Origin of the sequence: Aliiroseovarius sediminilitoris (genome assembly GCF_900109955.1) — a bacterium.
Lineage (GTDB): Bacteria > Pseudomonadota > Alphaproteobacteria > Rhodobacterales > Rhodobacteraceae > Aliiroseovarius > Aliiroseovarius sediminilitoris.
Window position 1 is genome coordinate 319515 of the sequence record NZ_FOJB01000001.1, and the last position, 22691, is coordinate 342205.

Below are 22691 nucleotides of genomic sequence, written 5' to 3' on the forward strand. Positions count from 1 at the left end.
TCGGTTGCCGACACCATATAGACGCGGTATGCCAAGCTGAACGCTGATAGGAAACCCCATGACTCTTGGAACCCAAATCGCCTGGGATGACACCATCCTGCCCTTCCAATTGGATCGCAGCGACATTCGCGGGCGGGTGTTGCGGCTGGACGGCACATTGGACACCATTCTATCGCAGCACAACTACCCCCCGGCGATCGAGGCATTGGTTGCCGAAGCCGCCATGCTCACCGCGCTAATTGGGCAGACCATCAAGATGCAGTGGAAACTGTCGCTGCAAGTGCGTGGTGACGGTCCGGCCCGGCTGATTGCCACCGATTATTATGCGCCTGAAAAAGAAGGCGATCCTGCCACGATCCGCGCCTATGCCAGCTTCGACGAAGACCGGTTGGAACCAAACGCGCCGGGTTTTCCGCAGGTTGGCAAGGGGTATCTTGCCGTTCTGATCCATCAGGGCAGCGAACAGAAACCCTATACCGGGATGACGCCGATTGCCGGCCAATCGCTGTCGGATTGCGCGCAAGCCTATTTTGCCCAGTCCGAGCAGTTGCCGACGCGGTTTCACTTGACCTTCGGGAAGTCGACCTGGACGGGCGGCACTGAAAGCTGGCGGGCAGGCGGGGTCATGTTGCAGCACATGCCCAAGGCTTCGCCGCAGGTGACGGGCGAAGGTGGCTCGGGTGAGGGTGGATTGTTGTCCGCGCAGGATCTGCTTTCGGATGATGATGCCGAGAACTGGAACCGTGCCAATATTCTGCTCAGTTCGGTGGAAGAATTGGAACTGGTCGGACCGTCCGTTCAGCCCACCGATCTGCTGGTGCGCCTGTTCCACGAAGAAGCGCCGCGCGTGTTTGACCCGCAAGCCGTCAGCTTCGGCTGTCCTTGTTCGGAAGATCGGGTGCGCGAAAGCCTGTCAATCTACTCCGCCCGCGATATTGGTCACATGACCACGGATGACGGACGTGTCACCGCAGATTGCCAGTTCTGTGGCGCGCATTACGATCTTGATCCGACCACACTGGGCAAAGATGCGGTTGATCCGGGTGACTGATGTGTTGGACAATATCCGGACGGCGGTTGCCCGAGCGGGCGCGGGCAGTTCGGATTTTGATCTGACCCCCGACATAGATCTGCCGGGCAATCGAAAGCTTCGCCCCGCAGGTGTGTTGGTTCCGTTGATCGAGGAGAGGGGCGAGCTACAGCTTATCCTGACCAAACGATCTTCGGCGCTGAAGCATCATCCCGGCCAGATTGCCTTTCCGGGCGGCAAGGTTGATCCGGGCGATGCGGATGTCATTGCCGCGGCGTTGCGGGAGGCGCATGAGGAGATCGGACTGCCGCCGACACAGGTCGAGCTTATTGGACAGATGCCGCCACATGAAACAGTAACCGGATTTTCCGTCACCGCAGTGATCGGTTTCATCTCTCAGCCGTTCGATATCGTTGCCGAAATTGGCGAGGTCGAGGAAGTTTTCGCTGTTCCGTTCAAACATGTCTCTAACCTTGCCAATTATGCTCATCAGGGGCGGATGTGGCAGGGCCGGATGCGCCTGTATGAAACGGTTCCCTTCGGGCCTTATTATATCTGGGGGGCGACAGCACGGATGTTGCGCGCCCTTGCTGAAAGGCTGCCGCAATGACCCGCGTTACAGGTGACTGGATCAATACACCTGCCGCTCAGGCAGTCTGCGAGATGATCGCGAACGCGGGTCATCAGGTGTATTTTGTGGGCGGGTGCGTGCGCAATGACCTTTTGGGAGCAGCTATTTCAGACCTGGATCTGTCCACCGACGCGCGACCAGACCAGGTGGTAAAAATCGCCGAGGATGCCGGGTTGCGCGCAGTGCCGACAGGCATTGACCATGGCACTGTCACCGTGGTGGCCGAGGGGCAGGGGCTGGAGGTTACGACCTTTCGCAAGGATGTCGAAACGGACGGTCGGCGCGCCGTGGTTGCCTTTTCCGACAGGCTTGAGGATGACGCGCATCGGCGCGATTTCACGATGAACGCGCTCTATGCAAAGCCAGACGGTTGGATCGTTGATCCGCTGGGCGGTCTGACGGATCTAGCCGCGCGCCGCGTGCGCTTCATTGATGATCCCGGCGACCGTATCCGCGAAGATTACTTGCGGATATTGCGCTTCTTTCGCTTCCACGCCTGGTATGGCGATCCGTCCGGCGGGATGGATGGTGACGCCTTGGCCGGAATTGCCGCGAACTTGGCTGGGTTAGAGACGCTTTCACGGGAGCGTGTCGGTGTCGAGATGTTGAAACTGCTGGCGGCACCGGACCCATCGGCAGCGGTTGGCACGATGGCACAGGTCGGCGTTCTGGGCGCGGTTCTGCCCGGTGTGGATGCACGCATTTTGCCGGTTCTGATTCATCTGGAAGGCCAGCGCGCGCCTGACCCGCTGCGTCGACTCGCCGTGTTGGGCGGTGTGGACGTTGCCGACCGCCTTCGACTGTCCAAGCGTGATCGCAAAAGGCTTGAGTTGCTGCGGAACGCGATGGGGTCGACGGAAGGGGCAGGAGAGCTTGCCTATCGTCACGGGGCAGACCTTGCCGCGGGCATGATGCTTCTGCGCGCGGCGCAGATGGGCGCGGATATCAACACAGAGGTCTGGGCCGAGATCGAAAAGGGCGCGAAAGCTGTATTCCCCGTTCGACCTGCTGATTTGCTTCCGACATATTCAGGCCCCGCGCTGGGCGATGAATTGCGGCGCCTGGAAAGCCTTTGGATCGCATCGGGCTTCACGCTGCAACGAGAGGACCTGTTGTCGTGACCCAAACCTATGTGATCGAGCGATTGGGCCATCTGGGTGACGGTATTGCGCCCGGTCCGGTTTTCGCACCCCGTTGCCTGCCCGGAGAAGAGATCTCGGGCGAGGTTGCGGACGGGCGCATTGCTGCGCCGCGGATCGTGACGCCATCGCCTGATCGGGTCAAAGCGCCCTGTCCGCATTACAACGCGTGTGGGGGCTGCGCATTGTTGCACGCCTCTGATCAGTTTGTCGCTGACTGGAAGGTGGAGGTGGTCAAAACCGCACTGGCCGCACATGGCCTGACGCCAGATTTTCGACCAATCAGAACTTCGCCTGCTCGTTCGCGCCGCCGGGTTGTTCTGTCTGCAAGGCGGGGCAAGAAAGGCGCGATTGTCGGGTTTCACGGGCGCCGGTCGGACACGATCACCGAAATTTCCAGATGCCAGCTTGTTCACCCCGACATACTGGCCGCCCTTCCGGCCATGGGCGAATTGACCAAACTGGGCGTGTCGCGCAAAGGAGAGTTGTCACTAAATGTTGTGCAATCCGCAGCTGGGCTGGATGTGTCGGTCGCGGACGGAAAGCCGCTTGATCGTGCGTTAGAGACTGATTTGGCCCAAACCCTTCACGCCTATGGATTTGCGCGACTGAGTTGGAATGGCGAGGTGATTGCCACCGAAACGCCACCCGTGCAGATGTTCGGCATCGCAGCGGTCGTGCCGCCGGCCGGCGCATTTCTTCAAGCCACGCGTGAGGGAGAAGAGGCCCTGCTGAATGCGGTGCGCGAGATTGTCGGCGGCACACAATCCGTGATCGACCTGTTTGCCGGATGTGGAACTTTCGCGCTTCCCTTGGCGCAATCCGCAGATGTTCATGCGGTCGAAGGCCACGCTGCTATGACGGATGCCCTTTCCCTTGGGTGGCGCCAGACGCAGGGGTTGCGCCATGTCTCGACCGAAGTGCGCGACTTGTTTCGCAATCCGCTGATCGCCGAGGATCTGGCGCGCTTTGACGCCGCGGTCATTGATCCGCCCCGCGCTGGCGCCGAGGCGCAGATTGAACAGCTTGCAGTGTCCGACATCAAACGGATTGCCATGGTGTCCTGCAACGCGCAAACTTTTGCGCGCGATGCAAAGACCTTGGTGAACGCCGGATACCGCCTTGACTGGGTTCAGGTCATCGATCAGTTCCGTTGGTCCACCCATACCGAGCAAGTCGCGAGTTTCACCAAGGCGTAAAACACCCGGGAATCGCCGATAGGGTGATCTGACGTCAATTTTTCTTGTGTTGTAGTCTATCTGATCTACCATAATCGAAAAAATGCGAGCAGCGTGGGACACCAAATGAGAGCCGTATTAACGATACTTGCCGTCCTGTCTTTGGTCTTTGTCGCCTCCTGCGGCACCAAGCAATATGCATATGATGGGCCGGAAGTGACGCAGATCATCGTCAACAAGGGTGACCGAAAGCTGTATCTGATGCATGGGACCGAGATTTTGAAATCCTATCGGATCGAACTTGGATTCGCCCCGGAAGGCCGAAAGAAATACGAAGGTGATGGCAAAACACCCGAAGGGCGCTATGTCATTGATCGGCGTAATCCGAAAAGCGCCTTCTATCTGTCAATCGGCGTGTCCTATCCCAATCGCCAAGACGTGGAACAGGCCCGCGCCGCCGGACGCAAACCGGGCGGCGAGATTTTCATCCATGGCGGCAGGCGCCCGCAAGACCCTAAACGGGACGATTGGACGGCTGGCTGTATCTCGGTGAAGGATCACGAAATCCGCGAAATCTTTACGATGGTTCGCTTGGGAACTGTGATTGATATCAACCCGTAAGGCGGGGCAGGATGGGTGGATTAACCGCCCATCTCCATCACCCACCAGATTTTGCCATTCCGTTCTTGCAGCCATGCAAAACCAAGATCGCGGGCGTTCGGATCAAGGATGATCCGTCGGGTGTCTGGTTGACTCATCCAGGCCGACAGGGTCTGAAGCTCGGTCTCGAACGTTTCCGAGATGTTTTCACCCAAATAAGTGCCGGTGTATCCAGCGCGGCGAGCGCGATCAATGGGCGAGGATCCGTCCGATCCAAAATGCCAGGGTCGGTTCTGCACCGACATGTCACGGGCATGTGTCAACGCAGCGGCATTCAGTTGTGAATTCAGCTTAACCGGTTGTGCGCCAGCGGCCTGGCGCAGTTGGTTGATGCTGTCCAACATCCGATATTGAACCTTCGACGTCTGTCCAGACGAGATCCGGTATATTTTGACCCCACCACCGGTGCCTTCGCTTGTCGGAGCACACGCAGAAAGGGCGAATATTGCGGCAACAGCCATCAAGAACACGCGCATAGTCAGTCTCTCATCCAAGAAAATCGTTGTATTCGCGCCTGTCTATCGTGAGTATTGGCAAGTAGCAAATGACGGCTTTGCGAGAATAGGCCGATAACACCCGATTGAATTGCGACTGATGCGCAAGCGCAATATAAACCATGCAAACATGCGAGTTTTTTGGAGATGAGCAATGCAGAAGAAACCTGAGGCCCAGTTGGGCAGGCGTGCATTTCTTGGGGGAACGATTGCCGTCGCAAGCGGGTTGGCAACGCCTGCGCTTGCACAGTTCGAGAATACAACCCAGGGCGAACGCGACCTGACAGAGGTTGTTAAACGAAATATCTCCAGCTTCCGCTCGTTGCGGTGGGAGCCTTATTTTGACAATACGCGCAAAGGCGCAATTCTGGTCGATATCAGCTCGCGTTGTTTGCATTATTGGTCCGAGGATCAAGCGATCTATCGCCTGTTCCCGACCTCGGTGCCGATGTCCGAAGACCTGACGCGTCGCGGTCGCACCAGCATTATTCGCAAGGTCGAGGGGCCGTCTTGGGCCCCGACACCTGCAATGCGAAAGCGCAATCCCGAATGGCCGTCCTTCGTGGGTCCGGGGCCGGATAACCCGCTGGGCACCCATGCACTGTATCTAAGTTGGCAATATTATCGCATCCACGGCACACAAGACACGCGCAAGATCGGACGCCAGTCGTCGAACGGGTGTATCGGGCTTTACAACGAGCATATCGCAGAGTTGTTTGGTTACGCCAAGAATGGCACGCAGGTACTGTTGATCTGAGCATTGTGTTGACGAGACAAAGAAAAAGCCCCGCTGAATTGGCGGGGCTTTTTCTGTTTCAGGTCAGGTTATGAGAATCAGACGCTCTCATCGATCCATGATTGAAGTGCGGCTTTTGGTGCGGCGCCAACCTTGTTCGATACAACCTGACCGTCTTTGAACATGAACAAAGCAGGAATGCCGCGAACACCCATTTGGGCGGGCGAATTCGGGTTCTCGTCCACATTGACCTTCACGATCTTGATTTTGCCCTCATACTCGGTCGACAGTTCTTCCAGTGCAGGGCCGATCTGCTTGCAGGGGCCACACCATTCGGCCCAGAAATCCACGATCACGGGAAGGTCTGACTGGCGAACTTCTTGCTCGAATGTGGCATCGGTGACAGCTACAGTTGCCATGTTGTATTCTCCTGATAACTATATGTTGTGGTGAACCTAGGTAGGCAGGCGGGTTGCGTCAAGATGGCTGAAGGCCGCATCCACCAAAGCATTATCGAAACGCATCAATTCACAGCTTTGTGTCCACAAGATCGCGGTGCGCACATGGCGGTCGGGGTAGATCTGGCTTAGCACAGCCCGGTATGCGCCCAGCTGCACAAGCAATCCGCCTGGCGTGTCTTCGGGCGTCGCGGGCACGATACGGTTGGTTTTGAAATCAACTGCAACTACTTCTTCGTCGGATATGATCAGTCGATCAATCACCCCGTGCAGAACACGCCCCGAGAATTGCGACAAACTGGCCGTGACGGGTACTTCGGCCAGATCAGTGCTTGCAAAGATCGGGGTCAGTGCGGGGGTGGTCAGAACGCGCGTGGCTTCCTCCAGCAGCGCGGACTGCTCGGCGTCCGACGCGCGATCTTCTCCCGCTCCAAGCAGGAAGCGTGCCGTTTCCTTCCACTTGGCCTGTGGAATCTGCGGCAGGTGTTCCAGTAACAGATGTATCTGCCGACCGCGTTTCTTGGCGTCACCGCTGGTGCCAAAATGATCCTCGCCGGGAAGCGCCTTTGCACCCCCCAGATCAGAAGGTGAGATGGGTTTGTCGGCCAGCGCGGGCGCTTCCACCCGCGAAGTCAGCCATTTGGGCAGGTCGGGTTGATCGTTCCCGCTTTCGGCGTGTTCATGTAGCTGCGGCGCGGGCCAATTCCCGACGGCAAGCCGCTTGCCCGGCCCGGTTGGAAAATCGCAATCGACAGCCGCCGCCTTGTTCATTGCACCCTCGCAAATGCGATACCAGACATCGGACTCGGATTTGCCGAGAGCGCCCGCCGCCGCCAAAATCAACCAATGTTCTGCCCGTGTCATCGCGACATAAAGCAGCCTTGTTCGCTCTTCGGTTTCGGCGTCTTTGATGTCGCGCGCCACCGCCTCAATCGTTTCGGTGCGATCCTCTTGCTTGGGTGAAAAGAACGCCTGCCCATCCGGAAGTTTTGCCACGGGGGGCATCGACGATGCCTTCTGTTGAGCCAGATCAGGCAAAATCACAATCGGCGCCTCCAGGCCCTTTGAGCCGTGAATGGTCATCACCCGAACCTGGCGCCCCACCGAATCCATCTGACGCTTGATCGTCACATCATCGGTTTGCAGCCAGGTCAGGAACCCGGTCAGGCTGGGCGTGCCTGACCGTTCATACCCGATGGCCTGCGCTAGCAAGGCGTCGATCCCGTCCTCCGCCTCTTGCCCCAACCGCGCCAGAAACTTCTGACGACCGCCATGGCGGGTCAAAGCGCGTTCAAGCAACTCATAGGGTCGTAGGAAGTCAGCGGAATTGCGCAAATCCCGCAACACTCGCATCGTGTCGGGATATTGGCCTGCCTTGTCAGACAGCGCACGCCACAAGAATTTACCTTTGCTGCGCGGGTGCGCCAAACGAAACAGATCGTCCTCGGACCAGCCGAACAGAGGTGAGCGTAGGATGGCGGCCAGCGACAGATCGTCTTCTGGCGTCGCCAGGAACGACAGAAGCGCGGTCAGATCCTTGACCGCCAGTTCGGCGCCGATCTTTAACTGATCCGCCCCGGCAATCGGTATGGCGCGGGTCTTGCAGGCACGGATGATTTCATGGAACAGTTCTTTGCGCGACCGGACAAGCACCAGAATATCACCGGCGTGAACCGGGCGGTGTTCGCCCTTTTCCGCGGGAATAGTCTCGGTTTTGATCATGCGATCAATATCGTCGGCAATGTGTTCGGCCAGTTGCACCCGGTGATCTTGCGGTGACGGGGCATCGACCGGATCATGCCAATCGCGATCCTCGTCATGGTTGACGGGTTCGATTGCAGGCCACAGATCGACTCGACCGGGCAAGTCGCGGAAAAACGCCCGGTGCAGGAAATCGCCACCCAACCCGCCGCGCGCCGTCAACGCGAAATCGACGAATTCCAAAATGGCGCGGGATGACCGGAATGAGTATTCCAGCGGCATCTGCACCATGTTTCGCCCAATCTGGGAAAGGCGGTCGGCAAACGTGGCGCGCATCCGATCAAAAGCGGCAGGCTCGGCCCCTTGGAAGGAATAGATGGATTGCTTCGGGTCGCCGACCACGAAGATTGTGCGGTCCACATCGTCTCGCGCGCCAAAGCCGCTGGTGAACTCGCGCGCGAGATTGTCAATGATGCGCCATTGTGCGGGGCTGGTGTCCTGAGCCTCGTCCACCAGAATATGGTCGATCCCACCATCCAGTCGGAACAGGACCCAGGACGCAATCGCCGGATCGGTCAGGATCGCGCCTGCTTTCAGGATCAGATCGTCGAAATCCAGCCACCCCCGCTCCAACTTCGCGTCTTCGTAAAGGCGCACGAAGTGATGAGCAAATCCGTGCAATGCGGTTGTGCGCCTGACGTTCGAGAGGGCGAGCCGTGCCAGATACGCATCTTCGACCCGCTGCATGAAATCGTCCAGTTGCGGCATGATGGTTGCACAATCACCGGCGCGCATCGCTTTGGTTGGAAAAGACCCTATCTTAGCGGAATATGGTGGCTTTTGATTAATCATGAACCGGGCACACTGGTTCAGAACATCGAAGGACGGGGCGGACAGATCGACGGCTGCCAGATAATCTGCACCCTTTTGTTCGGTGGCGCTTCCGGTTGCCAGAATATCCCGAAGTGTGACCAGCATATGCAGATCACCAGGTTTGAAAAGCGCATTCAGTATGGAATGCTCATCCAGTGCGGGCGATATGCCGAACCATCCGGCTATCTCGGCTTCGGTTGGCTGATCAATGAACAAAGTGCGATTGCCGGTGATTTCGGCGGTCAGCTGCGCCATGTCTTCGCCGGTGAAATGCTGCGATAGGGCGACCACATGCGGTGCAAGCGGTCCTTCGCTCATCCGGTCCAGCAGTTCGGCACGCAGCTCTTTGGCGGTGCGGTCGTCCATTTCTGTGAATTGCGGCGAGACACCGGCCTCCATCGGAAAACGGCGCAGCAAAGACGCGGCGTAGGCGTGGATGGTCTGGATTTTCAGCCCGCCGGGTGTTTCGATCGCGCGGGCGAAAAGTTGGCGCGCCAGTGATAGATCGCGCGTGCCCTCCAACCCCAGATCGTGCAGGGCGGTGGCGAGGGCGTCGTCATCCTTCATCGCCCATTCACCCAGCCGTTTGAACAGACGGTTCTGCATCTCGCTGGCAGCGGCCTTGGTATAGGTCAGGCACAGGATGTTCTGCGGCGAGACGCCATCCAGCAACAACCGCGCCACCCGGTCGGTCAGGACCCGCGTCTTGCCCGACCCGGCATTGGCCGACAACCAGGTGGAGTTGCGCGGGTCCGCGGCCCGGATCTGACTGAGCGTCGCGTCGTCAAATGTCATTGCCCCACCCCTATCGTTACCGGCTCATCGCTGTCATCCCATTCCCCGAACCGGGCGAGGTGATCATAGTCGCCATCAAATCGCTGTTTGTGCACAGCGCGTCGGGCGGTAAACCCCTGCTTCGGTCTATGATAGGCTTGGATCAGGGTCAGAAGTTCGTCTTGGACCACGTCGATGTCCCGCGCGGAAAGCGGCACGGGCTTCGTCTCCTGCGGGGTCAGCCCGATATAGGCAACACTTGCGACGAGGGCGGCGGATATGTCTCTGAACCCGCCCAACTTCGCAATTACGGCTTCCAGCAGCAGTTGCTTGTCGTAATGCGTCTGCATTTTGTCGGTGGGCGGCTGCCCGGATTTATAGTCGTAGATCTCAAGCTGCCCGTCATGTCGTTGATCGATCCGGTCCGCCTTGGCGCGCAGGGTGAAGCCAATATCGTCGAACGTGACCTCGCCCCAAACCTCGTTGGCAAGATTGTCCGCATTGGCGCGCCGCACTCGTTCTTCGTTCACGAACCAATCCGCGACACGCCCGATCCGGGCCTGCCAAAGAATGCGTGTAGCGGGCCAAGGCACGTGGTCTTCCATAACCTCGCGGGCGATGTTCATGAGGCGCGCGGTTTCGGCCTCGTGATCGGCGCATGGCGGGGCTTCTGCAACGAAGCGTTCGAAGACACGGTGCAGAACCGTGCCGCGAATACGCGCGTCAGCAGTTTGGCGCACCGGGTCCAGCGGTCGGAGGTGCAGCACCTTGTCGGCATAAACCGCATAAGGATCACGGATCAGCTTTGTCACACCCGTCACCGAGAGCGCTGTCGGGCGGGCCGACACCGGGGGGGCGGGCGATGGGCGCGGGGCGGGAGAGACCAGCACCGTGGGGGTGTCTAACTGGCCCGCCAGTTTTGACCAGTCCGCCCCACGCGACCGCATGTCCTTCAGCGCTTGCTCTCCGGCCTCTGACATACCGCCCATCAGGTTGCACAACCGATTCAGCCAGCGCGACGGAATGGTCTCGCTGTCCTCATCGCGGGTGGAGCGGGTCAGAAACACCTCGCGCGTCGCTATGGCTTGTTGGAAATCATGTGCAGACAGGCCAATGCGGCGTTCCGGCAATAACAACCCGGCATCCAATCGCATTTTTCGGTTCAGCCACGGATCAGGGCCGGGAAGTTCCGGCCATGTTCCGTCGTTCAATCCGGCCAGAATGACGCGATCCGCGCCTTGAACGCGGGCTTCCAATGTGCCCCAGAACATCACACCGGGATGTGGTGTGATTGGGTCGCGCACAACACCGGCGTTCAGAACCGACGCAAACAGATCGCGATAGGCAGAAGCGGATAGCTTGCCCCCATACTCTGCATTTCCAGCAAGGTCAGAGACTGTTTCGAGCGCTTTCTGCCCCGCGGATTGCTCCCAAAGCTCCCCCGTTCCATCCGGGGCGCAGCCACGGGCTATACGCTCGGTCAGATCAACATGCTGGTTGATAAGGGTCGTTAGTGAATGCTCACCTGCTTGCATCTGGTTCAGAAACGTCTGGCCGACCCAGCTGGCCCACACGTTCCGCGCGGGTTCGTCCGGGAACCTGGCAGCCCAATCCGTCAACGCGTCGATGTTGGGCGGCGCGTAACGGCCTCGCAGCACGTCCAGCTCAAGGTCACGGGTCCAGCGCAGATGATTACCCCGCGTGCCTGCGGTGCTGTGGGTCAGCGGGTGTTTCAATAGCGCCAGCAACGTCTCGCCGGTGGTCTCTTCACACAGAAGCTGTGCGCTTTGGCGCAACAGCCGCCCCGGCGCTGACAGTGCAAGCGGACGCCCGGCGCTGTCATCGGGAACGATCCGCCAGCGGTCCAGCGCGGCCGCCACCTGTCGGGTCAGGTTCCGATCCGGGGTGATCAGGGCAACCGATGCGCCATCTTCCACTGACCGACGCAACACGACGGCGATGGCCAGCGCCTCGTCGCGTGGGGTGCGGGTTTCAATCAAGGTCAGGTTCTGGGTTGCAGCTTTGATGCCTTGAAACGCCTTGCCCTCGACCTGCCATTGATCTGTCACCGGCGCGGGACGCAGGGCGAGTGATACCAACCGATTGCGATTGGGTTCTGGTGGTTCGTCTTGGGTCCAGCGCGGCACATCGGATGGTGTCAGACCAACCCGTTTCAGAAAGCTGGCGAAGCGGTATTGCGGGTGATCCTGCGCCGAGAAATCATTGTCTAACTCTGCCCAGGTCTGGTTCGGCATGTCATAGTCGAACCCCGGCAGGATCACCGCGCCCTGCGGGAGGCGCGCCGCCGCATCCATCAACAATGCGGTGGCCCCGCGCGAGCCGGTCGATCCGGCGATCAACATCGGGTGTTCCGGCGGTTGAGTGTGCCATTTTGCGATGGTCGCTTCGACAACCATGCGCTGGCGGGTTTCGACATCTGGAACATCCAGCGTTTCGTGATTGAAATAGTGTTCGACAAGCGAAATAAACTTCAGACTTCTGGCCCAATGTTCAGACATCTCGCCGACGTCAAGCGAATGCAGGTCCCGCGGGTGGACGCCCTCGCTGTGCATTTCGTCCATCAGATCGGCAAGGCTGTCGGCAAGATCGAAGGCCGCAGCTTTGGGGGCAAGATCTGGTTCGCGCTCTAAGAGCGCTGCGATCAACTGGCGCAACTCCAGCCGTCGCCGAAGTGGGGCCACCGGCAATGGCACCTCGTGCAGCGCCGGATCGCGAGCCAGATCGGTGATCAGGCGGATGCGAGGCAGAAACAGGGGTTGCCCGTCAAACAAGGCGCGGACACGGGCTTGCATCCGGCTTGTGTTCACGAACACCTCCATGCGCGCCAAGGCGTCCGGATTGGACGGCGCGACGCGATCCAGAATACCAGTGACCAGAGCTTGCGGGAAATCGACGCCTGGTGGTGTGCCGAAAATGCGCGGGGTGTCAGATGGGTCGAACATTTGCATCCTTCAGCATGGTTTCGGCAAGTGTGATCCCTTCGGGATGGCCAACATCGCACCAGCGCCCTTGATGTTCGAGCCCGAAAACGCGTCCACCTGCCAGCAACCGGTCCCATACGACGTTGAGCGAGAATACATCGTCCCCAACCGCTGCGACGGGTTCGGTTTTGATGATCTGGCAGCCGGTAAAGGTCAGCCCCGCACCGCGACGAAGCAATCCGTCCTCGGCCATCAGGAAATCCCCCTGACCTGTGTGGCCGACGGCGTTCTGTGGCGCGACGAGCATCAACAACGCGTCCATTCGACCGGGGTCCCAAGTCTTGAGCAAAGGCGGAATTGGGTTCGGTCCCGTCCAGACCGCATCAGAGTTCAGAGTGACGATACTTTCGCTTTTCAGCGACGATAGAGCCTTTTTCAACCCTCCCCCGGTTTCAAGCAGTTGGCTGTCTTCGTGCGAGAACCGGATATCCCGGAGATCAAGATGATCGACGATCTGGTCGCCCAGATGGTGCAGGTTGATGATTATATTCCTGATTGGGCTGTCATCGACAAGCGCGAGCGCATGGTCGATCAACGGTTTGCCCGCCACCGGAATCATCGGCTTGGGAATTGTCTGGGTCAGCGCGCCCATGCGCGTGCCGCGACCGGCTGCAAAGATCATGGCGGTGTCTGGCATGGAGTCCTCAGGATTTGCAGGAAGGCCCGGGTTGGCGGTTCAAGAAGCGGGGTCAACGTCGCCGACAGGTTTGCAAGCGACGGATGTGACAGATCGGTTTGCAAATGTGCCCAAACGCGCGGGATCAGATCGACGTAATGGGGTTTGTTCATCACCCGAGACAAGCGGGCGAAGATACCCAGGATGCGCAGATTGCGTTGGGCCGAGATCAGTGCGGCTTCGGCCCGGAACGATGGTTCGTCATAGCCTTTGATCTGGCAGAACAACGTGATCAGGTGATCGGCAAGTTCGGGCGACACGTCGCGCCGTGCGTCCCGGATCAGCGACATCAGATCATAGGCTGGATGGGTTTGCACCGCGTCCTGGAAATCCAACAGGCCGACGCGCGCAACCCCTGTGCGCTTGGGCAGCCATATCAGGTTCTCGGCATGAAAATCGCGCAGGGATACGCAGGTGAACTCGCCCAGTTGGGCCAGAAGCTCGCGCAGCAAGTCTTTGGCGTGACGCGCATCGTCGCCGGGTTCGGTGGGCAGCGTTGTCTGGTAATGTAGAAACGCCAGATCAGTGGCCTGCGCCATTTCGTTTGGCCCATATTTCGGCAGCGACTGGTTGGGATGGGCGTGCAGATGGCAGATCACGTGAAGGGCGGCTTCGTAGAGATGTTGCTCACGCGCTGCATCATTTGTGATCACATTCGCAAAAAGAGCATCCCCAAGATCTTCTAGCAGCAGAAAGCCAGCCTCCAGATCATGTGCAAATATCTCGGGCGCCGACAGGCCGGATTGTGTCAGGTAGTCGGCAACCATTATAAACGGTGCGGATGAACCGGTGCGATCCGGCGGTGCGTCCATCAAGATGGCCGTTTGATGTGTATCTGGGTGCGTTAGTCTCTGATATGTTCGTGCAGAGGCATCGCCCGCGATGGGTTCCAAGGTGGCGGATTGCCAGCCGGCATCAATCAGGAACTGCGACCTTTGATTTGCGCGGTTACTCATGACGGCAATGCGCCCAGAACGCGGTCTTGCCAGATGTGTTTGGGGCCTGTGAATGTGATCACACGATGATCTTCGCGACCCGGATCTGCGCTGGTATCGAATGACATAAGCAGGGCGCGTTCCGGCCAAAGGTCGCCCAGACGATCCGGCCATTCGACAAGGCAGATGGCGTCGTCAAAGGCTTGCGTAAGCCCCAGCTCCTCGATCTCGTCAGGATGGGACAGGCGGTAAAGATCCGCGTGCCAGATCTCGGATGGGTCGACGTCATAGGTCTGAACCAGCGTGAATGTTGGCGAGGGAACATCTTCCACGCGACATGTTCTGGCTTGCAGCGCCTGGATCAACGATCGGGCAAAATGCGTTTTCCCGGCACCGATCCCGCCTTCCAGCAAGATTACATCGCCGCTGCGTAGATAAGCCGACAGGTTTTCCGCAAATTGCCGGGTGTGATCCGGTGAGGGGAAAAGACCCTGATGAGAAAACGCCTGCGACATGGCAGGAGTTTTATCCCTCTGTCAGGGTGACGCAAGCCCGATCACGCACCGGCGGTCAGGAACTTCTCGGCAGACGCGACGGGTTGGGCTTCGGTCGCTGCAAATCCGAAGCGCACCATCGTGGCGCCGCGCATCATCGGAGCGACCGAGCAAGTCAGCATTCGGCCATCTGACTGCATCACCGAGGTGTCCCAGGGTTCCCGCTCGCCGTTTGTGGCAACAAACTCTTTAAGGTTCTGCCAAAGCGGCGTGTCGTCACAGGCCTTGCGCCACGTCTTGATGGCGTCCCCAAGATTGACGTCGCCCAGACTGACCGACGGATCGTCCTGCCATAATATGCTGTAGGCCTTGTTTGACATCGTCAGCACGCCGCCCGCGTTGAAGATTGCAATGGCATCGTCAATGCCATCCAGTGCGGCCTGCCCCATCTCAAGCTCGGTCCGAAAACGGCGGGTCAGTGATATTTCCGCACTGATATCTTCAAACAGAAACGCAACAGCGCCGTCAGGATGGGGTCGCCCGGTAACACGATAGGTCTGCCCGGTGGGAAGTGCCCATGTTTCTTCATAGGTTCCGTTCACTGCCGCGGCTTCCAGATCGGACATCTGTTGCCGCCATGACATGTAGTCTTTCGGTTCTGGCATCATGCGTTTTTCGCGCAACCGGTCCAGAAAGCTGGACAGGGTCGGCCGACCGACAAGGAAATCCACCGGCAATGCGACCAAATCTGTCAGTGCAGGATTGAACAGGGTCAATTGCCGCTTACGGTCAAAAATAGCAAGGCCAATGGGAAGATGCGCGAAGGTCTTGGTCAGTGTCGTGATGAACTCGTTGCGTGAGGTTTCTGCCTGAACAATCCGATCAGCCGGAACAGCAGTAAAGAGTCTATCATTGCCTAAAACGGCGTCATGCAGGTCAAACCAGTGCCGCGTTTGGTCATCCGGAAGCTGGATCGCAACCCGACCGGGCTGTGTCAGGTCCTTCACCTCCTTCAGCTGTCCCTGCTGAAATATCTTCAACGGTGGCCATGCCGCAAGATCGCCGGTGTCGTTCATCTTTTCGGCCAGATCCAGATAGGATTTGTTGGCCCAGGTGATCGCGCCGCCTTCGTCTTCGCGCCACACCATCAGCGGCAGATGCTCGGACGTGGCGCGCAGGCTTTCAAGTTCGTGCTGCATAGCGTCGAAGCTCAGCCGGTCCATCGCTTTGGAGGTGGTGTGGCTTTCGCTGTCAATAAGTTCGATCCGCGCCAAACCACTGCGCCATTCCGCGACAATCCGGTTGCTTCCATCCGAGGAGGTCAGGGTCAGCGTGCCCAGATCGGCCAATTCGCCCATGTGTTTCGTCAGATCGGGAAAGCGATTTTGAAGCAATTGTGCAAACCGCTGCCAATCCGTGTCAGGACCGTCGGGCCGACCGGCCAACAACATCTGACGCGCCGCTGGCGTCGCGTCGCACAGCGTTTCGTCGTCGAACAGAAACACCATCTGGTCATCCGCTGCATCGGCGTCGTCGCGCAGGCTTTTTCGCCGTCGCGCTTCAACCCAAGACAGGGCAAGCAGCGCTATGAACGCGGCCAGAAATGCGGCAAGGACAACCCCGATTGTAAGCAGTGTGTTAATCATATGCGCACCTCTCTGCCGCTGCGCACCCGTTGCGCCGCGCTGGTCGTGAGGCCACCCTACTCACGGGTTGGTTAATGAAGGTTTAATCGCGGTGCTCGGTCAGCCGAACGGGATGTTTTCACCCAGCCCACCTTCGACTGGTTTGCGTTCGATCCCTCCAGTGGTGCGAGGCCAGACGACCTGCGCAATGGCACCTGACTTTTCGCGCGGGTGCGGCCGGCCGGTATAGGGTTCGGTTCCGTTGGCAAAGCTCAGCCTGGCGCCGGTCCGTTCCAAAAGGGTTTTTGCGATGAACAGACCCAACCCCATCCCCTTGTATTCGCGGCGCCGTCCCTTGTCCTGCGCGGGTTTCTTGCCGCGAATGAACGGATCGCCGATCCAGCCGATCACTTGGGGCGAGTAGCCGCGCCCGTCATCAATGATCCGAAGCTTGATCTCAGTCCGGGTCCAGTCGATCTCGATCCAGACCGTCGTTGTCGCAAAATCGACAGCGTTCTGGATCAGGTTCCGCAGACCATGGATGATCTCGGGGCGGCGCGCGACGACAGGCTCATCGGTCGGGTCGTTGAGGTGCGACACGACCGAGATTTCAAGCGCTTTACCGCGATCTGCGTGGGGCTCGGCGGCTTCTTCCACCAATGTGACAAGAGGCACGCTTTTCATCAGCATGTCATCCTTACCCGCCCGGCCCATCGACTGAAGAATATCGCGGCAGCGGTCAGCCTGCTGACCTATCAGGGCCGCGTCTTCGCGCAGATCGGTCTGATCGTCCAGTTCATCGACAAGTTCGGATGCGACCAACTTGATCGTGGCCAAGGGGGTGCCAAGCTCGTGCGCGGCAGCGGCCACCACGCCGCCAAGATCGGTCAGCTTCTGTTCGCGCGACAGGGCCATTTGGGTTGCCAGAAGCGCCTCGGACATTGACCGCATTTCGGACGAAATTCGGCGGGTATAGAGACCAACAAAGCCAATGGATGTCACCACTGCCACCCAGATGCCGAACACGAACAGATCGGGCATCAGAACCGCCACACCGTCCTGGGTTTGCAGGGAGATGTTGAAATCCGCGACCGCCGTCGTAGCCGCTATCGCGACGCTGCCCACAATGACGGTGGCACGGGTGGACAGCGCGGTCGCGGCGACGGTGACGGGGGCCACGATCAGCACCATGAACGGGTTGTGAAGTCCGCCGGTCAGGAAGACCATGAAGGCCAGTTGAAGCGTGTCGAACAGAAGCATCCCGGTCGCGTCCCGCTCGTTCAGGCGTGCGTTCTTGGGAAACACGGCCAGCGAAACAAGATTGGCGATCACCGCCAGCCCGATGGCCACCGCCGCCAATCCCAGCGGGATTTGCAGCGAGAACACATAGATCGACACGGCAATCGCGGCGACCTGGCCGAAAACAGCGGCCCAACGCAGCACAACCAGCGTGCGTAACCGCACCCAGCGACCCGGCAGGATATCCGCGTCCGCCTGAAACATCCGATGGTTAAGAGGCCCCGTGCTGTTCTCGCTCATGTGATCCATCGCTTGCTGGTCTTGGGTTGTGTCATTCTGACCCCTTGTTAGTCCTGCGCAAAAAGCGGATCAATGTCGACACGTTATCAAGGAGTAAGCCGATGATGCGTCCATATGCAATTACCGGGGCCGTAGCCGTCGCAGCTTTGCTTGGGGCGACCTGGTATGTCACCACCGGCGAAACCGACAAGTTTGCGCAGTGCCGGGCCGGGGCGGTTGGGACTGGGGCGGCTTCCATCGGGGGACCGTTCGAGCTGACCGATGAAACCGGCAAGCCGGTGACAGACAAGGATGTGATCACAAAGCCCACCCTGGTCTATTTCGGATATACGTTTTGCCCGGATGTCTGCCCGCTGGACAGTGCGCGTAATGCCGACGCGATGCGCCTTTTGCAGGATCGCGGCTATGACATTCAGTCCGTGTTCATCTCGATCGACCCGGACCGTGACACGCCCGAGCAACTGGCGGATTTCACCAACTATATGCACGAGGATATGATCGGATTGACTGGCACGCCAGAGCAGGTGAAGGCCGCAAGTCAAGCCTACAAAACCTATTATCGCAAGCAAGAGCCGGAAGAGGGTCAGGAAGAGTATTACCTGATGGACCACTCGACCTTCACATACCTGATGTTCCCGGACAAAGGGTTTGCCGATTTCTTCAAACGCGACGAAACGCCCGAGCAATTGGCCGACCGTGCGGGATGTTTCATTGACGCCTCAGACAAATAGCCGGTTTCGGCGCGTTGAATTTGACCTTACGGTGCGAAATGCATAGGTAAAGTTGAATAAGACGCGAACCGGAGGTTGGTCCGATGACAGCACAGGAACTAGACGCGATCGGCGAGGACGCATCCCTGCTGCTTGTGGATGATGACGAACCTTTTTTGCGTCGTTTGGCGCGTGCGATGGAAAAACGCGGATTTGCACCGGAAACGGCTGGATCCGTTGCTGCGGGCAAGGCGATTGCCACGGCCCGTCCGCCTGCCTATGCCGTTGTTGATTTGCGGCTTGAGGATGGCAACGGACTGGATGTCGTTGAAACCATTCGCGAAAAACGACCCGATGCCCGCATCGTGGTCCTGACGGGCTATGGCGCGATTGCCACGGCGGTGTCGGCGGTCAAGATTGGCGCGAATGATTACCTGTCAAAACCCGCTGATGCGAATGACGTGATGAATGCGTTGCTGGCCAAGTCGGATGCCATGCCGCCGCCGCCGGAAAACCCGATGTCGGCCGATCGTGTGCGATGGGAGCATATTCAGCGGGTTTATGAGCTTTGTGATCGCAACGTGTCGGAAACCGCGCGGCGTCTGAACATGCACCGCCGCACCTTGCAGCGAATTCTGGCCAAGCGTAGCCCCAAGTGATGCGTTTGCTGATCCTTCTTGCGACATTGTCGGGCCTGACGGCCTGTATTGCGCCGACACCGACATCGACGCGCAGCGCGGTGGTCGTTCGCCCGGATGCCGCAGGGCTTCAGGTCGATCCGGTGAACAAGCGCATAGATTTTGGGCGGTCGCCCAAAGGTGTCGTGCCTGCCATGGACCGCGAACTGGGCCGCCATGCGGTGCTGCCACTGGATGGCTGCCCCGCAGGCGTTGTGCAGCAGTTGCAGTGGGATGATCTGGTTCTGACCTTCACACGGGAGCGGTTCGTCGGTTGGCGTGACGCGAGCGGGCGTCAGGGGCAAACCTGCGCCTAGGCGATATCGAACCGCTTGCGCGTCGAATTCTGACCGATGCAGCTGTGGATCCTTCACGAATGATCGGGTTCAGAAGGTCACACGTGGCCTGTGCGTCTGCGGCGTGGGCTTCTGGTGTCGAGATCATGTCATCTGCCCCAACAGTGCAAGGTGTCGGTCTGTGAAATCTTTGCGCACATTGGCGGGTGCGCGCAGCACTATCGTCAGTCCGTCGATCTGTTTTGGGTCCGGCGTTCCGAAAAACTTGTTGGCTTCTTCGACAGCAAAGCCCGCGATCTGGGTGGCTTCCAGCCAAGCCGAGATCCGATCCGCCTGCTTGATCGCCCTTTTGATGGTGTCGGGCAGCTTGGCGGGCAGACCGAACTTTATGTGAATGGCCGCCATTAACCGGTCATCCATCTCGCCATAGGCCGGACCGACTGCCGATTTAACCGGCGAGATCATGTCGCCAATCACATATTCCGGCGCATCATGCAGAAGCGCCGCCAACCGCCATTTCACAGGCGCGGTGGGGTTCATGCGGGAATAGAGCGTTTCGACCAGCAGTGAATGTTCGGCCACGGAATAGGGGAAATCGCCAAAGGTCTGTCCGTTCCAGCGCGCGACGAAAGCCAGACCGTGGGCGATATCCTCGATCTCGATATCCATCGGGGTCGGGTCCAGCAGATCCAGACGACGACCGGACAGCATGCGTTGCCATGCGCGGGGCTGTTTGGGCATTGTGGCGGTCTCCTCGCGTGTTTCGAGGCGCACTTTGGTGTTTTTGGACCGCGAGTCAATCAGGCTTGATTGCCAGCCCGTCCATAGGATGTTACGGCACCTGCAAAACGTATTGGGTTCTGTATCGGAGAAACACCGTGACCAAAGACTACATAGTAAAAGACATCAGCCTTGCCGAATTTGGCCGCAAGGAACTGGATATTGCAGAAACCGAGATGCCGGGCCTGATGGCACTGCGCGACGAATATGGTGAGAGCAAACCATTGAAGGGCGCGCGCATTGTCGGGTCGTTGCACATGACCATCCAAACCGCTGTTCTGATCGAAACGCTCGTTGCGCTGGGCGCTGATGTGCGCTGGGCGTCGTGCAACATCTTCTCGACCCAGGATCACGCTGCTGCGGCGATAGCGGCGGGGGGGACGCCTGTCTTTGCGATCAAGGGCCAGTCGCTGGAAGAGCATTGGGATTATCTGGACCGCTCGTTCATGTTCCCCGACGGCCCGAATCTGATTCTGGATGATGGCGGTGACGCGACACTTTATATCTTGCTGGGCGCACGCGTCGAAAACGGCGAGACAGACCTGATCGAAACGCCCACCTCGGAAGAGGAAGTGGCGGTTTTCGCCCAGATCAAGAAGCGTATGAAGGCCACCCCGGGCTGGTTCACCAAGATGCGTGGCCAGATCAAAGGCGTGTCCGAGGAAACCACCACGGGCGTTCACCGTTTGTATGATCTGGTGAAGCAAGGCCAGTTGCCGTTCCCCGCGATCAACGTGAACGATTCCGTCACCAAGTCGAAATTCGACAACAAATACGGCTGTAAGGAATCGCTGGTCGACGGTATCCGCCGCGCCACCGACACGATGATGGCGGGTAAGGTTGCTGTTGTTTGTGGTTACGGTGACGTTGGCAAGGGCTCTGCCGCGTCGTTGCGTGGCGCTGGCGCCCGCGTGAAAGTGACCGAAATCGACCCTATCTGTGCGCTGCAAGCCGCGATGGACGGGTTCGAGGTTGTGACGCTGGAAGACGCGGTGGCTGACGCCGACATCTTCATCACCACCACCGGCAACAAGGACGTGATCCGCATCGAGCATATGCGCGCGATGAAGGACATGGCCATCGTTGGCAATATCGGCCACTTCGACAATGAAATTCAGGTGGCAAGCCTGAAGAACCACAAGTGGACCAACATCAAGGAACAGGTGGACATGATCGAGATGCCGTCAGGCAACCGTCTGATCCTTCTGTCCGAGGGGCGTTTGCTGAACCTCGGCAACGCCACTGGCCACCCGTCCTTCGTGATGTCGGCCAGCTTTACCAACCAGGTGTTGGCGCAGATCGAGCTGTGGACCAAGGGTGACGACTACGGGAACGACGTCTATATCCTGCCCAAGCATCTGGACGAGAAAGTCGCCCGCCTGCATCTGGATCGGATCGGTGTGAAACTGTCCACGCTGAGCAGCGAGCAGGCGTCCTATATTGGCGTCACACCCGAAGGGCCGTTCAAGCCCGAGCATTATCGGTATTGATTGATAGCCGTCGCGCGAAGCGGCGGAAATTCGCAAGCCTCAAGTGTGCGTTCCGGCAACAAACTGCCGGTTCAAAACGGCTGCGCCGTCGCCGGGAACCAAGGCCGTCCTGCTTCGTTGTGCCTGTATCCATATCCAGCAATGAAAGGAGATATGATATGACACTCAAGTATTTCTGGATGAGCACGGCGGTTGCAACGATGATCGCCGGTGGTGCCTTGGCGCAGGACACGGCCACCCCCGAAACGGGCGTGGCAAGCGGGGGTGCGGACACTGCGGTGATCGCACCAAAGTTCATGAGCCTTGAGGAAATGACTGTTGGCGACATGATCGGCACATTCGTCTATGACCCGGAGGGCGAACGGATCAGCGAGATCGACTATGTGATCTCGGGGGCTGGTGGCCCTGAAGTCGTGCTGGGTATCGGGGGGTTCCTCGGTCTCGGTGAATACACCGTCGCCCTGCCGCTGACCGATTTCAAACTCGGTGAGGACGGCTTATCGCTGCGGCTTGATACGGACAAGGAAACGTTGAAGACCTATCCGGAATTCGACGAATCCATGGCCGAGAACCTGCCAGCGGAAACGTCCATCGGCACATTGTTGACCCAGGCCGGTGATAGCAGCTCCATGACAACCGAAGAAGGTGCCGCAGAGTCAGATGCCGCGACCGATGAACCGGCCACGGATGATGCCACGCAGACAGAAGAAGGTGACATGACCGATGAGGGCACTACGGAAGGTGAGACCACCGAAGAGACCACAACTCAATAGTGCAGATGTCACTCTCAAAC

Annotated in this window: 21 protein-coding genes; 11 read left to right on the forward strand and 10 right to left on the reverse strand. The window is 58.8% G+C overall.

The genetic code is table 11. The features are described from left to right. Nucleotides 1-58: 58 nt before the first annotated feature. From hslO to BMY55_RS01545, 5 genes are all read left to right on the forward strand, one after another. Entirely contained in the window at nt 59-1051 is a 993-nt protein-coding gene (hslO, locus tag BMY55_RS01525; RefSeq protein ID WP_091427674.1) for an Hsp33 family molecular chaperone HslO, read from the forward strand. Next, on the forward strand, nt 1029-1640 hold the full coding sequence (locus BMY55_RS01530) for a CoA pyrophosphatase (RefSeq protein WP_091427676.1): 612 nt from the start codon (nt 1029-1031) through the stop codon (nt 1638-1640). Before hslO ends, BMY55_RS01530 begins: the two co-directional genes overlap by 23 nt. Beyond that, nucleotides 1637-2782, forward strand: a complete 1146-nt coding sequence (locus BMY55_RS01535) for a CCA tRNA nucleotidyltransferase (RefSeq protein WP_091427678.1) — start codon at nt 1637-1639, stop codon at nt 2780-2782. Before BMY55_RS01530 ends, BMY55_RS01535 begins: the two co-directional genes overlap by 4 nt. Beyond that, nucleotides 2779-3999, forward strand: coding sequence for a class I SAM-dependent RNA methyltransferase (locus BMY55_RS01540; RefSeq protein ID WP_091427679.1), 1221 nt, complete (start codon nt 2779-2781; stop codon nt 3997-3999). Before BMY55_RS01535 ends, BMY55_RS01540 begins: the two co-directional genes overlap by 4 nt. Before the next feature lie 105 nt (nt 4000-4104). Then, complete coding sequence (locus BMY55_RS01545; RefSeq protein ID WP_091427680.1) at nt 4105-4599, forward strand: L,D-transpeptidase family protein; 495 nt, start codon at nt 4105-4107, stop codon at nt 4597-4599. A gap of 20 nt (nt 4600-4619) precedes the next feature. Here BMY55_RS01545 and dalA read toward each other — a convergent pair whose 3' ends face one another. Further along, the gene (dalA, locus tag BMY55_RS01550; protein WP_091427682.1) at nt 4620-5114 is read right to left on the reverse strand and encodes a divisome-associated lipoprotein DalA; all 495 of its coding nucleotides are present in this window, start codon (nt 5112-5114) and stop codon (nt 4620-4622) included. A gap of 172 nt (nt 5115-5286) precedes the next feature. On the opposite strand from dalA, the gene BMY55_RS01555 reads away from it, so the two are divergent. Beyond that, nucleotides 5287-5889, forward strand: coding sequence for a L,D-transpeptidase (locus tag BMY55_RS01555; protein WP_091427683.1), 603 nt, complete (start codon nt 5287-5289; stop codon nt 5887-5889). A gap of 77 nt (nt 5890-5966) precedes the next feature. Here the strand turns inward: BMY55_RS01555 and trxA are convergent, their stop codons facing one another. The 8 genes from trxA to regB all read right to left on the reverse strand — a co-directional run bounded on the left by trxA (nt 5967) and on the right by regB (nt 17909). Beyond that, nucleotides 5967-6287, reverse strand: coding sequence for a thioredoxin (gene trxA, locus BMY55_RS01560; protein ID WP_091427685.1), 321 nt, complete (start codon nt 6285-6287; stop codon nt 5967-5969). Nucleotides 6288-6323: 36 nt separating this feature from the next. Further along, nucleotides 6324-9695 (reverse strand): double-strand break repair helicase AddA, encoded by a 3372-nt coding sequence (gene addA, locus BMY55_RS01565; RefSeq protein ID WP_091427687.1) that lies wholly within the window; start codon nt 9693-9695, stop codon nt 6324-6326. Then, nucleotides 9692-12637 carry a double-strand break repair protein AddB gene (addB, locus tag BMY55_RS01570; RefSeq protein ID WP_091427688.1) on the reverse strand — a complete coding sequence of 982 codons (2946 nt, stop codon included), beginning with the start codon at nt 12635-12637 and terminating at the stop codon, nt 9692-9694. Before addB ends, addA begins: the two co-directional genes overlap by 4 nt. Further along, nucleotides 12621-13313, reverse strand: coding sequence for a nucleotidyltransferase family protein (locus BMY55_RS01575; protein WP_091427690.1), 693 nt, complete (start codon nt 13311-13313; stop codon nt 12621-12623). The genes addB and BMY55_RS01575 overlap by 17 nt, the downstream gene beginning before the upstream one ends. Then, on the reverse strand, nt 13295-14308 hold the full coding sequence (locus BMY55_RS01580; protein ID WP_091427691.1) for an aminoglycoside phosphotransferase family protein: 1014 nt from the start codon (nt 14306-14308) through the stop codon (nt 13295-13297). The genes BMY55_RS01575 and BMY55_RS01580 overlap by 19 nt, the downstream gene beginning before the upstream one ends. After that, nucleotides 14305-14802 carry a tRNA (adenosine(37)-N6)-threonylcarbamoyltransferase complex ATPase subunit type 1 TsaE gene (tsaE, locus tag BMY55_RS01585; protein WP_091427693.1) on the reverse strand — a complete coding sequence of 166 codons (498 nt, stop codon included), beginning with the start codon at nt 14800-14802 and terminating at the stop codon, nt 14305-14307. Before tsaE ends, BMY55_RS01580 begins: the two co-directional genes overlap by 4 nt. A gap of 41 nt (nt 14803-14843) precedes the next feature. Continuing rightward, complete coding sequence (locus tag BMY55_RS01590; protein ID WP_091427697.1) at nt 14844-16427, reverse strand: PAS-domain containing protein; 1584 nt, start codon at nt 16425-16427, stop codon at nt 14844-14846. Nucleotides 16428-16526: 99 nt separating this feature from the next. After that, nucleotides 16527-17909, reverse strand: coding sequence for a sensor histidine kinase RegB (gene regB, locus BMY55_RS01595; RefSeq protein ID WP_091427700.1), 1383 nt, complete (start codon nt 17907-17909; stop codon nt 16527-16529). 137 nt (nt 17910-18046) lie between these two features. Between regB and BMY55_RS01600 the strand changes: the two genes are divergently transcribed. The 3 genes from BMY55_RS01600 to BMY55_RS01610 all read left to right on the forward strand — a co-directional run bounded on the left by BMY55_RS01600 (nt 18047) and on the right by BMY55_RS01610 (nt 19649). Then, nucleotides 18047-18676 carry an SCO family protein gene (locus tag BMY55_RS01600; protein ID WP_091427703.1) on the forward strand — a complete coding sequence of 210 codons (630 nt, stop codon included), beginning with the start codon at nt 18047-18049 and terminating at the stop codon, nt 18674-18676. A gap of 83 nt (nt 18677-18759) precedes the next feature. Beyond that, nucleotides 18760-19314, forward strand: coding sequence for an ActR/PrrA/RegA family redox response regulator transcription factor (locus BMY55_RS01605; protein ID WP_091427707.1), 555 nt, complete (start codon nt 18760-18762; stop codon nt 19312-19314). Then, on the forward strand, nt 19314-19649 hold the full coding sequence (locus BMY55_RS01610; protein ID WP_091427710.1) for a hypothetical protein: 336 nt from the start codon (nt 19314-19316) through the stop codon (nt 19647-19649). Before BMY55_RS01605 ends, BMY55_RS01610 begins: the two co-directional genes overlap by 1 nt. A 123-nt stretch (nt 19650-19772) precedes the next feature. On the opposite strand, the gene BMY55_RS01615 is transcribed toward BMY55_RS01610, so the two are convergent. Then, entirely contained in the window at nt 19773-20369 is a 597-nt protein-coding gene (locus BMY55_RS01615; protein ID WP_091431921.1) for an HD domain-containing protein, read from the reverse strand. A 137-nt stretch (nt 20370-20506) separates the two neighbouring features. On the opposite strand from BMY55_RS01615, the gene ahcY reads away from it, so the two are divergent. Further along, a complete protein-coding gene (ahcY, locus tag BMY55_RS01620) occupies nt 20507-21898 on the forward strand; it encodes an adenosylhomocysteinase (protein WP_091427713.1) in 1392 nt (463 codons plus the stop codon). A 158-nt stretch (nt 21899-22056) separates the two neighbouring features. Next, a complete protein-coding gene (locus BMY55_RS01625; protein ID WP_143064267.1) occupies nt 22057-22671 on the forward strand; it encodes a hypothetical protein in 615 nt (204 codons plus the stop codon). Nucleotides 22672-22691 lie beyond the last annotated feature (20 nt).